This is a genomic window from Kothea flammea (assembly GCF_052161645.1).
In the GTDB taxonomy this organism is placed as follows: Bacteria; Planctomycetota; Planctomycetia; order Pirellulales; family Pirellulaceae; genus Laterigemmans.
Map to the genome: position 1 here is coordinate 3,939,659 of NZ_CP197414.1, position 11,673 is coordinate 3,951,331.

Annotated in this window: 9 protein-coding genes and 1 pseudogene; 6 read left to right on the forward strand and 4 right to left on the reverse strand. The window is 57.0% G+C overall.

Annotated elements, in window-relative coordinates; all coding sequences use genetic code 11:
• Positions 1–469: 469 nt before the first annotated feature.
• Both SH139x_RS14885 and SH139x_RS14890 read left to right on the forward strand, forming a co-directional pair.
• Positions 470–1,501 (forward strand): hypothetical protein, encoded by a 1,032-nt coding sequence (locus SH139x_RS14885; protein ID WP_488350570.1) that lies wholly within the window; start codon positions 470–472, stop codon positions 1,499–1,501.
• Positions 1,502–2,198: 697 nt separating this feature from the next.
• Positions 2,199–3,305, forward strand: coding sequence for a glycosyltransferase (locus SH139x_RS14890; RefSeq protein WP_488350571.1), 1,107 nt, complete (start codon positions 2,199–2,201; stop codon positions 3,303–3,305).
• 45 nt (positions 3,306–3,350) lie between these two features.
• On the opposite strand, the gene SH139x_RS14895 is transcribed toward SH139x_RS14890, so the two are convergent.
• Positions 3,351–3,740 carry a hypothetical protein gene (locus SH139x_RS14895; protein ID WP_488350572.1) on the reverse strand — a complete coding sequence of 130 codons (390 nt, stop codon included), beginning with the start codon at positions 3,738–3,740 and terminating at the stop codon, positions 3,351–3,353.
• A 115-nt stretch (positions 3,741–3,855) separates the two neighbouring features.
• On the opposite strand from SH139x_RS14895, the gene SH139x_RS14900 reads away from it, so the two are divergent.
• From SH139x_RS14900 to SH139x_RS14915, 4 genes and pseudogenes are all read left to right on the forward strand, one after another.
• On the forward strand, positions 3,856–4,545 hold the full coding sequence (locus tag SH139x_RS14900; protein WP_488350573.1) for a tRNA (adenine(22)-N(1))-methyltransferase: 690 nt from the start codon (positions 3,856–3,858) through the stop codon (positions 4,543–4,545).
• Positions 4,546–4,653: 108 nt separating this feature from the next.
• Positions 4,654–5,271, forward strand: coding sequence for an ankyrin repeat domain-containing protein (locus SH139x_RS14905; RefSeq protein ID WP_488350574.1), 618 nt, complete (start codon positions 4,654–4,656; stop codon positions 5,269–5,271).
• A 193-nt stretch (positions 5,272–5,464) separates the two neighbouring features.
• Positions 5,465–6,061 (forward strand): annotated as a pseudogene (locus SH139x_RS14910) (SGNH/GDSL hydrolase family protein); the annotation flags it as partial.
• A gap of 87 nt (positions 6,062–6,148) precedes the next feature.
• A complete protein-coding gene (locus SH139x_RS14915) occupies positions 6,149–7,177 on the forward strand; it encodes a DUF2891 domain-containing protein (RefSeq protein ID WP_488356023.1) in 1,029 nt (342 codons plus the stop codon).
• A gap of 406 nt (positions 7,178–7,583) precedes the next feature.
• Here the strand turns inward: SH139x_RS14915 and SH139x_RS14920 are convergent, their stop codons facing one another.
• The 3 genes from SH139x_RS14920 to SH139x_RS14930 all read right to left on the reverse strand — a co-directional run bounded on the left by SH139x_RS14920 (position 7,584) and on the right by SH139x_RS14930 (position 11,408).
• On the reverse strand, positions 7,584–9,887 hold the full coding sequence (locus SH139x_RS14920) for a hypothetical protein (protein WP_488350575.1): 2,304 nt from the start codon (positions 9,885–9,887) through the stop codon (positions 7,584–7,586).
• Positions 9,796–10,728, reverse strand: a complete 933-nt coding sequence (locus SH139x_RS14925; RefSeq protein ID WP_488350576.1) for a WD40/YVTN/BNR-like repeat-containing protein — start codon at positions 10,726–10,728, stop codon at positions 9,796–9,798. Before SH139x_RS14925 ends, SH139x_RS14920 begins: the two co-directional genes overlap by 92 nt.
• Before the next feature lie 218 nt (positions 10,729–10,946).
• On the reverse strand, positions 10,947–11,408 hold the full coding sequence (locus SH139x_RS14930) for a fluoride efflux transporter FluC (protein WP_488350577.1): 462 nt from the start codon (positions 11,406–11,408) through the stop codon (positions 10,947–10,949).
• Positions 11,409–11,673: the final 265 nt, after the last annotated feature.

An 11,673-nucleotide genomic window follows, 5' to 3' on the forward strand; every position in this document is an offset into this window, starting at 1 on the left:
GAATTGGTCATCCAAGTCCGCAACGATATGGTCCGCGTTAGCGAGCGTTTGGCACAAACCAAGATTGATGGCATCACCCAGGGTATCCAAGAGGACATCTTGGCCTCGCTCGAAGAAATGATTGGCGCCTTGCAACAAGCCCAACGCGATCTGGAGGAACAGCAGCAGCAAGAACAACAGCAGCAGCAGCAGCAAGCGGGCCAGTCGGGCGAACGTCCGCTCGTTGAACCGCTTGCCGAACTGAAGTTGATTCGCACCATGCAAACTCGTGTAAAATCAAGAACGGAACGTTATGGCGAAATGATTCCTGATCAACCAACAGAAGTACTCGATCCCGACCTACTCGGGCTCCTGCAAGGACTCTCCGATCGACAACAAAAACTTTATCGCATCACTCGCGATTTACTGCTGAAGCGAAACAAATAGTCAAAGCCAATTGCTCGCGTGATTCACTCTTTAGGAACTTTCCATGCGGTATTTGCTCCTCCTTAGCCTGCTCACCCTCGGCTTCAACCCAGCGTTGGGGGCTGATGCACTGAAACGGAAGTCGTCTTGGCAATCGCCCGATCTCGAACAGATGGTGGCGATGTTGGCTGAAGGCTTGCAAGACCAGGGCGTGCCGGCCAATCGGATCGCCGCCTGTGTGGAATTGTTCCGCGCGAATTTAACCGGCGAACACGCCGATCCGCTGGAAAATTACGTGATTGCCGCCAGCACCGAAGTGCCTGCGGTCAATGAAATCTATCAGCAAGCCCTCGCCAGCCCCACCTCGGTAGGACTGGATGACCTGCACGCCGTATCCGAAGCGCTGCGGCCCTCCCTGGAAGCCTGGCTGGGGCGGACACTCGTGCAATTAAGGCTGTACGACGAAGCCAAACCGTTGCTCGATTTCGTCGATCCACTGGCCACCGTCGATCCCGCAGCCGTGATGTTTTACCGAGCCGCTGGTGCCCACGCGCTGCTGGATAAAGACCAAGTCGTCAGTGATCTCGAAAAATTATTAGAAAACGAAGCTGCCGCTCCACTCCGTTTTACCCGCACCGCCAAGTTGATGTTGGCCGATATCAAACCACTCGAAGAAGACAGCTTGGATGAAATTTCCCGCTTGATGAGTGACGTGGGCCGCCGGTTGGAACTTGGACGCAGCGGCAAGAACGTGCAAGAAAAAGAACAAACGATCATCGACAAACTGTCAAAGCTGATCGATCAAATCGAAAAGCAACAACAGCAGCAGCAACAACAGCAGCAGCAGCAACAACAGCAAGCGGGGGGGCAAAATCCCAACGGCGGCCAAAGTAAGCCGATGGATGACAGCCAAATTGCGGGTGCCAGCGGTGATGGGAACGTCGACAAGAAAGACCTGGGCAACCGAGACGGGTGGGGTAATCTTCCACCAGCGGAACGGCAAGAAGCGTTGCAACAGATCAGCCGCGACCTGCCAACGCATTACCGGGAAGCGATCGACGCCTACTTCCGAAAAATGGCCAAAGAATCGCGCTGAGCCGAGTAGGCCCGTGGCTCGGTGGCAAACGTACCAGTGGTGAAAGTATCCGCGCGGCGTTCGCGGACGGACGCGTCTTGCATCCGCCCCGTGAGGGATCTAATGAAACCAGTTTAATGGAACTGATCTCATCGCATCAGCCCGTGGCCGCAAGCTGATACACGATTGCCCTCACGCAAGGGCGAACGCGCGGAGGAAACTTGATGACGAAGTCATGACAACCGTGTCAATTCGTCGCCTCGAAAATGACTCTCGAAACTTGAATGATTCTGCATCGTGGAGGATTTCAACAACCAGCATACTCTCCACGCGGAGAGACGCTAGGGCAAACCCGAGCTAGCCTCAAAAGCTAACCATTTGCTCAAAATTGACGCCCTCCAGTGGACAGCCGAATAGATACCCTTAGGGGGAATACCGACCGAAACAGCCCATGGCTTCTGCGCTTTGGGCTAATTCGGGCACCCGGCAGAGCCTCCTGCTGCGGCTGCGATGCTTTCGTTGATGTATCTCAGGATACCGCTGCCCGCCCGCGGGTCAACTCGATCAAACCAACCGAATCGGAGAAAATTGCCGCAGGTACCTGATAGTTGGGGACTTTCGTCAGGAAAAAAAATTCCCGCCAACGCTTGCGCCCGCCACCGCGACCTCCTCACTGGGGGGCCTGTCCGACAGGATGTTCCTGTGAGATAACAACGTCATGCGGATAAACTTGCTAATTACAGAGCTGCGTACTGGGGGGGCCGAGCGGTGCCTAACAGAGCTGGCAATCGGTTTGAAGGCTCGCGGCGATTCGGTGCGGATCATGTCGTTGGCACCTTTGCCGCTGCCCCCTAGAAACGAGCTAGTCAGCAAACTGCTGGACGAAGGCATTCCCATTCAGTCCGTCGGGGTCCGTAGACTGCGTCAGCTGTTCTCCGCGGTCTCTGCGGTTCGCCAGTGGATGCTAGAAGACCCTCCTGACGTGTTGCAGACATTCCTCTACCACGCCAACGTCGTCGGTAGTTTGGCCTCGCGTCGCGATCACCGCTGGCTGGTCTTCGCCGGAGTTCGCGTGGCTCAACCGAGTTGGGGGCGGGTGTGGGTTGAGTCCCAACTGATGCGGCGTTTGTCGGGCGTGGTCTGCGTCAGCCATGCCGTCGAAAATTTTGTCCGCCGCGCATGGCAACCTCCCGCCAGATTGCCGGTGGTTACGATCCGCAATGGAATTCGAGGCGAGCGTCTGGACAACAGCCAAGCGGTCGACTGGACCACGGTGGGATTGCGTCCAGGGGGCGAGGTGGTGCTGTTTCTGGGGAGGCTCCATCGCCAGAAAGGGCTCGATCTGTTGCTCGATGTGGCCCCCACGCTGCTGCGAATGCATCCCCAGCTGCGGCTGGCAATCGTCGGGGAAGGGCCACTCAAATCCATGGTGACGCGCTCACTGCAGCAACTCCCCGCGGGTAGCGCCGCGCTGTTGCCTTGGCAAGCCGATGTGGCTGAACTCTACGCCGGAGCTCGCATTGTGATTTTGCCCAGCCGCTACGAGGGCATGCCGAATGTGGTGCTGGAAGCAATGGCTGCGGCCCGCTGCGTGGTCGCGTCCGACGTCGAGGGCGTGTCAGAATTGCTGGGGCCACTCGCCCCTCCGCAAACGTTTCCCCCCGGCGACCGAGCCTCAATGGTGCAGCGACTCGATGCCCTGCTGCGACGCGATGATCTTGCGGAGCTCGGCCAAGCCAACCGCGAGCGCACCTTAAGCGAGTTCTCGATCGATGCGATGGTCGAGCGCTATCGCCAGCTTTACCAAGATACGCTCGCGCGCTAGCGGCCGTTCGTTAGCGGCTTTGGCGGTAGCAGCCGTTACCGCGACTTACGGCCACCAATACCAAGTATCGTCGTACTCGTCGTCGTACCACTGGTCTGTGTAGGAGTCGTCATGGTAATAGTCGCTGGCGTAGTAATCGTCGTTTTCGTACTCGACATCGCGACCCGTTGTGAACCAGTCGCTGGGATGATACCACGCCTGCTCGTGGTATCCTTCACCGTCTTCCCATTCATACTGTTCGGACTCAACGTCTGTTTCTCCGTTCTCATAATCATACTCGAGGCCTGCGGTGGGATAATGGTGCTCCCACTCGCCTTCCCAGGAATCATATTCCCAGTCATCTTGAACACTGGCGGTGGACAACAGACCGTGCGGCACATAGCCCTCGAGGAACAGCGAAAGACAAATCGGAGCAATTGGCTTTAGCATTTTCATTGTTGAAGATTGGTCAGAGTCTGCGGAAAAGGTATTAGCCCCTTTCCCGCACGAAACTGTTTACTACTTTTGTAAAACTATATGCAAATCACGCTCCGAAACGAGGATTGCCGAATTGCCCCGCCTTGATGCTCGTCTGCAAGCCGTTGCTCGGCAAATCCGCTGCCCCGTGCACGCCGACATCGGTTCGGACCACGGACACTTACTAAAAGCACTGTTGGCCGCCGGCAGAATCGAGCGGGGAATCGCCATCGAGAACAAGCCTCTGCCACTAGCGAATTCGCAAGCAACACTGGCCGGCTGGGCGGCCGAAGTGCGGCTGGCCGATGGCTTGGCGGGATTGCAAGCGGGTGAAGTCGATTCGCTCAGCATCTGTGGAATGGGTGGGGAAGCAATCGTGAAGATCCTCACGGCCGCTCCCGAACGACTGCCACAACAGATTATTGTGCAGCCCAATTCGCACCCCCAAGCCGTCCGCCGCTGGGGGCTTGATCAGGGGTTTCAGCTGATCCACGAAGAACTCGCCAAAGGGCACTGGAATTACACAATCCTAAGGTTTAACCATACATACCATTCGAAAAAACCTTACGATAATCCCCATGATGATCCTTGTTATGACGGACTTGATTTGTCGGCAGCGTTACTTTTCGGCCCTCATCTGCTGCGTCGCCGCGATCCACGGCTGGTCGCACAACTTGCCGAAGAAGAACGTTATCTGCAGTCACTCGAACGGCTCACCGACGACTCTCGTCAACGGCTAACGGCGATCGAGCGGGTGCGAGAAAGTCTCGGCGTTACTCGTTAGCCCCGGCTCCCGCCAGCGGCAAAACCGCTGACGGTGCACCAGCCGCAGTTCACTCGATTTTCGAGTAGAATCTTCGAACGCAACCTTAATTTCCTCGGGAGATAGCCAATGTCGCAACCACACAGCACTCGTCGCAACGCGATCCGCACGCTCGCTAGCGGACTAATCGTCGGTGCCACCGCCCACTCGCTCGCTCACGGTCAAGACACACCTTCCGCAGAAGCGACAGAGCAGAAACCTGCGGGACCGCGGGAAGCGGAGTTCGAGCGCGACTACGAACCACCCTCGTTTAAACCCTCCTGGTCGAAGCCTCAAGTCAACCGCTCGCTGGCCGCCGACTTTGTGATCTATGCGCACTCCGATCTCGAAATGACTCGCAAGCTGCTCGACCGTGAGCCGGGCTTACTCAACGCTTCCGTCGACTGGGGAGGAGGCGATTTTGAAACGGCACTCGGCGGTGCGAGCCACATGGGTAAAGTCGAGATTGTCAATTTTTTGTTGGAACGCGGCAGTCGTCCTGACCTTTTTTGCATGACGATGCTCGGCAAATTGGATGCGGTCAAAGCGATGTTGGAAGCGCAGCCGAATCTGATCGACGCCAAAGGGCCACACGGATTTAGCCTGCATTTCCATGCCCAAGTTGGCGGCGAAACTGCCAAACCCGTGTTGGATTATCTGCAAAGTATCAAAGAGTTGAAATTGCGGCCAATTCCTTGGCTCCAATAACCCTAAGCCAACGTGCCGCTTCATCGCGCTTCCTTACTGCCCAGTTGCTTTTTCGAAGAGTGAACCTCGAGTGAGATCCATCGTTCCAACAACGCTTGCCGCCACTTTGATTCTGCTCAACGCGACAATCAGCTGGGCGCAAACTGTGCCACCAACGACGAGCTCGGTGTCGGCTAACGAGTCCGTTGCAACCGTGCTTGCTTCGGATTTCTTTGCTGAAACGCGCGTCGACTTAGAACAGCAATGGCCGAACAATAGGACAATTCGATTTGTCTTCCATGGCCATTCCGTTCCCGCTGGCTATTTCAAAACGCCCACGATACAGCGATTCCAGAGCTATCCGGTCTTGTTTCAGCAGCAGATGTGCGACGCTTTTCCGACAGCCGCGATCGACATCTCGATTACGGCCATTGGCGGTGAAAACTCTCAACGCGGAGCGGAACGTTTTCAACAAGAAGTGCTGAACCTAAAACCAGACGTGGTATTTATCGACTATTGCCTTAACGACCGCCGCATCGGACTACCCGCAGCCCGCGCCGCTTGGAGTGAAATGATCGACCGCAGCGTGCGGGCCGGAATTAAGCTAGTCCTGCTGACCCCGACTCCCGACGCAGGTACGGACCTGCTGGACGACGACACGCCGCTGGCGCAGCATGCACAACAAGTTAGAGACTTAGGTGCCGCATACGGCTTACCCGTCGTCGATGCCTACGCTGCCTTTCGCCAACAAGTCGCCGCCGGCACACCGCTTGAAAATCTCTTATCACAATCAAACCATCCCAATCTCGGCGGCCACCGAATCGTCGCAAATCTAATCACCGCCTTGTTTTCACCACAGACCACCAACCCAGCAAGCACCCAGTCAGCAGACGCCAACATGCCCGCTTCGCTATCTCTGGGCGCCGCCAACCAGTGGGCTCAATTGGTCCTCAATGGGGTCGACACCGAGTTTCCCAACAAGCTGGCTTTGGTCTACACGAATGCGGAACAGATCAAGACTCCCCGCGAGCACTTTCCGGCATTTTTTGGCTGTTATGATTGGCACAGCAGCGTGCATGGCCATTGGGTCTTGGTCCGCTTGCTGAAACAATATCCAACAATCGAGTCGGCAGCCCTTATTCGCCGAGTTCTGACGGAGCATCTCACCGCTGATAATTTGCGTCGCGAAGCCGAGTTTTTTTCGCGAGACGAGCAAAAGACGTTTGAGCGGATGTACGGTTGGGCGTGGCTGCTGCGATTAGCCATCGAGCTTGATGGCTGGGACGATCCCGACGCGATCGCGTGGCGGAAAAATCTCCAGCCCCTGGAAAACCTACTCGTGCAACGCATTGAAGCTTACCTGCCCTTGCTGAGCTTTCCCATCCGCACTGGCCAACACCCCGACACGGCATTTGCGCTGGGACAAATTTTAGATTATGCTCGCCTAATGAAACTAGCCGGCCTTGAACAACTGGCGGTCGACCGCGCACTTACTTTCTACCGTGAAGACATCGATTACCCGGTACACTACGAACCATCGGGGCATGACTTCTTTTCATCCTGCTGGAACGAAGCCGACTTGATGCGGCGAGTGCTAACCGAGGAAGAGTTTATCGACTGGCTGAATGCTTTCCTGCCACACTTGGCGAGCCAATTGACCGACGGCACGATAGCGCCGGTGGTCGTAAGTGACCTCAGTGATCCCAAGCTGGTGCATCTAGCCGGACTCAACCTGCATCGCGCTTGGTGCTTGCGATCAGTCGCTCAATCGCTTCCCGCCGATCACCCGCTACGCGGCGGTTTGCTGACTAGTGCTCAAGCGCACCTGACTGCCGGCTTGCAATATATCAATAGTGGCCATTACGAAGGGGACCATTGGTTGGCCACTTTTGGCCTCTACGCTAGCGAAGGCATCGGCATTGATTGAATGTGAGCACTAAGTCGCTGTTAGCCGCTACGGCGCTAGCCGCGGTTCCCGTTTTGAACCGAACTCGCCACGTGCAACAGAACGGTGGCTAGCGCCAAAACCGCTAACAGTGCGTTAGCCGGGGCGCCACGCCCAGCGCGGAGGGCGATCAGCAAACTGCCAGACAGATCAGTGACAACAAAAAAATGATTAAGGAAAAATGGAGATTGTAAAATGCAAAATGCACTAGCCACTAGCCACTAGCCACTAGCCACTAGCCACTAGCCACTAGCCTCTAGCCACTAGCCTCTAGCCACTAGCCACTAGCCACTAGCCTCTAGCCTCTAGCCTCTAGCCTCTAGCCTCTAGCCTCTAGCCTCTAGCCTCTAGCCTCTAGCCACTAGCCACTAGCCACTAGCCTCCAGCCTCACTCCGGCGTGATCGTGATCCAGCCATTTGGATTAGTGGCATGATCAGCCGCTGGCGCTTCACCCGCTTTGAGAAACGTCAAACGGACTCGCCAACGTGTTTCCGCATCGATCGAATCCAGGCCTAGTGAATGGCGGCTAATTGCCGCTTCGATAGTGCGAATACCTTGTTGCACATCAGTACTCACATACCACTGGGGTTGCCAGAGCGCGAAGCCATCGAGTGCATCATGCGTGCGTCCTTGAGCATCGATTGTCAACTGATAAGCCGTTAGCAAATCAGCATCCATATCGAGTTCGCAGAGCACCCGCGGCTGGTCGCCCAGCATTTCGTCCCGCTCCCGACGATCCGCCGCTGGCAGCCGATCATCTGCGTGGAAAACACCTCGGATTCCCAAGTAGATATATTGTTCGTCATAAGCGATTCGCAGCAGCGGTTGTTCGTCGGCGATCGCCGGAGCGTTCCAGATTGCTTCTCGCAATTGACCATCCAGCCAAGGTACTTCGGCGGTGGCAGCTGCCGGTATTAGCGGCGCGACCAGCGAACTCTGCGGAGTTGGCCGAGCTAACTTCTGCCACCCACCCGCCGAGGCGGCCAAGCCCAATTGCTCCCAAGCCGATCGATCCCAGGAATCCATAACGTCGGCGCCGTACTTAGATTTCCAAGCCAGTACGAGGGGATGAACTCGCCATGCCAAAGCATCCTCGGTGGCTAACGAGTAAAGTTCTGGGGGCGGCAAAGCGACCGCCGCCCCATCCGTATCCCCGCTCAGATTCCCCTGCACGTCCGCTGGCCAGGCGCCAACCTCATCAACAAACCCTCCACTCGCATCTCCACTCAATTCCGCCAAGGCGACCAGTTGATTGTTATCGGTTTGCTCAGCAGCTTGCTCAAGATTGGCCTGACGCACCATTGGCTTCGGAGTGAATGCCTCCGAGTTAGGCTCTGCGAACATCGGGTTCCCAGTTCCCGAAGCGTCCACCGGGGAGACCGTCCAGGCGGCGACCGGCTTCAGTTCGATTTCCTCACGTTCGAAGGGAGAGCGGTGCGAAGCTACGGGTGTCAACGAGCTTTTTGTCGTGGCCGGCGTAAACGTCTCGCAGAGCGCCAGCATTGGTTGCCATTCCAGACTCGACCGTAACGCAGCCACCCGCAGCGCGGCCCAACGCCCCAGAGGTTGATCCGCAAACTCGCTGGCGGCAAACTCGAGTCCCAACAAGTAAACTCGCACCGCACCAATGCTGCTAACCTGCGAGCCTCCTCGCTGGCTGGCTCGTTGCAAGAGCATCCGCAGCAGCTGCCCGCGAGTCTCCTTGGGGGCCTGACGAATCAACAACTCGATCGCCTTTTGCGATGCTTGCATACCCTGGTCGGCCGCTTGGCTGAGCAACCGATCAACGCGTTTCAAATCGCCACTGCGAGCTTGTAAGACTTGTAGATTTCGCCGCCGTCCCGTGGGAATACTCCACTGTGCATCGCGAGCGGGCAGCCCGCTACCGACCCCGGCATTGGAGGGCTGATGGTTAGTGTCATCCCAGTTGAGTCGCAAATTTAAACGATCCTCGATGCTTTGCTGCGGCGCCACGATTTCCAGCGCCGTCATCCACAAATCGCCCGTGAGCGCGCCGGCGACGGGCAACACGGCCGAACTGTGAAAAGTCATCTCGCCCCGGCCCTCGGAACTGACTACTTGATAGACGCGGGCGATCTTCGCCTCGATCGCCAACTGCTGGATAGCCGCTCTTCGCTCGGCCGTCAGGTCTGCCCCCAACACCAAGACGGTCGGCTTGTAACTGGCGATTGCCGCAGCCAACTCCGCCATTCCACGCTCGCCCGAGGCGATCCCCAGACAGTCTCCACCACCGACTAAACCGGCGGCGTAACGAGTTCGATCGAGCTGATTTTCCAGCGCCGGATTGTGATTGCTCAGCGGCTTGCTCGTGGCCAACTCTTGTGCTTGCTTGCCCACCACAACATCCTGATCGATGACCACGGCGAACCGTCTTCCATACTCGAGCGATTCAGCGGCCAGCGCCGACCAGGGCAAATCTTTCGCTTGACTGGCGATCCCCAACACCATGGCTCGTTTGTTAACGTCGCATTGCGGACGCCAACTCCGCCCACCATCTCGAGTTGTCAAGATTGCCCCCAAGCCACCGACTGCCCAGCCACGAAAACTATCCTGAAAGTAGATCGACCGCAGGGGCTGTTTAATGCCCGTCGGATGCCAACTTCTCTTGCCATTGGGAGCCACCGCCAACAGATAATTGCCCGGCGCGCCCGGCGATCCAGATCGTTCCATCTTTCGAGGTCGTCGCACACAACGCTTGAAAACGGCTGATGTCAAAATCAGCCTCGTCGCTGCCACCGCGACTGGCCAGTTCCCGCCCCGCGGGAAACCGTTCCGCATCAACTGGCGGTGCGGGATTCAGCGGCGTCCACCGTTGGCCGCCATTGCGGGAGACCAACAGGCCGCCACTTTGCAGCGCGGCGATTGCCGTATCAGCGTGCACATGCAGCAACGAACAAGGGCCGGGCGCCGACAAGGCGGCTAGTTGCCAGTTGGCCAGATCAAATTGAAATAAGACGCCCTGATGGTCACACAACGTAACGCCCGCGGAGTTTAACGAGAGCGCAGTCGCCGGAAACGACTGGTCACCATCGATAACTCGCCAGCTGAGACCTTGATCTTCGGAGACAAACAATCGCCCCAGATGGATCGACGACCAGTCTCCGCTGGCAATCCAAACTCCACCCGGCAGACGCGTGAAAGCGGTCAGGGCGGGCAAGTCGCTGGGAACTGATTCCCAGCTCGCACCCCCATCGCGAGTTCGCAAGATGACACCTCGGCTGAGCCCCGTGTCCGTTTCATACCAACCGCCCACCACGACCCCATCGCGCGGACTCAAGAACGAAACGGCTCGCAGCGAAGCGCTCGTGCCACTTGACTGCGGGCGCCAATTATCACCACCATCTCGGGTCACCAAAATGACACCCAAGTCACCCACAGCCCAGCCTTGGTCGGGATCCAAAAACTGAACATCCCACAGGCCCGCATCATCCAGCCGACTAGCGGGAATCTCGATCGCAGGAAGATCGACTGCTTGTCCGCAGGCTGAGTGCCAAATCGCGGGACAAAGCACGAGCAACAACGCAAGGCACGCGACCCAGCACCTGCCAGCCCAGCAATCATCTCCCCGAACTGCTCGCTCACCAGCAAACACACGATCGCTGGATCGTCTTTCGCTCCCGGAAAGCAGAGTGTGCTCAGACTTTCGCGGCGGGAAAGACGACACGAAACTGCTTTGGACCTGCACCGCTTCCATGCTCATGCTGATACTTCCTGATAGCTGGTCGTCGATCAACCGGCGGGATTTAGTGATTTTCCGAGCGCGATGCCGACGACTACCGCCAAGCAACCAAAAACAAGATTAGCCGACAAACAGAGCGCGCTGAGCATCCAGCGTTGATCTGCGGCCAGCGCCACCGACTCCAGGGCGAGGGTGGAAAAAGTCGTCAAGCCACCCAGCAAGCCAACTTTGATTGCGACTTGTTGATGGGCCGCTAACTTACCTCCCGAACTGAGGTAACCAGTCAACACGCCAATCGCCAAGCAGCCGATGAGATTTGCCGCAAATGTGCCTAGATAGCTGCTGCTTCCGGGCAACCAGACGGCCAATCGCGTCAAACCATAACGCAGCAAACTACCCACCGCTCCGCCGCAAGCGACGCCGACCAGTTCCCATAATATGGGGCGTCCCACCATTGCCAGCAGCGGACAGCAGGTGAAGGCAAATTGTGAAGATGGCCGTGCTGGGGTCATTTGGCACCAGGCGAATCAATGGTATGATGGTATGTCCAGGTGTGAACCTGGAGGCTTAATGAACTGTCTGTTAGCCGTTTTGGCGCTAGCCACGGTTTGCGTTAGCCGTTTTAGCGCTAGCCACGGTCATTGGACCAATTTACGCATTGCCCATTCGCGATTTGCTCTTTAGATTCGTATTTATAGCCGACCACGTAAATATCAATCTTGGCGACCATAAACGCGTAACGACAAACACTCAACGAAAACCCCTTCGCAAACTAGT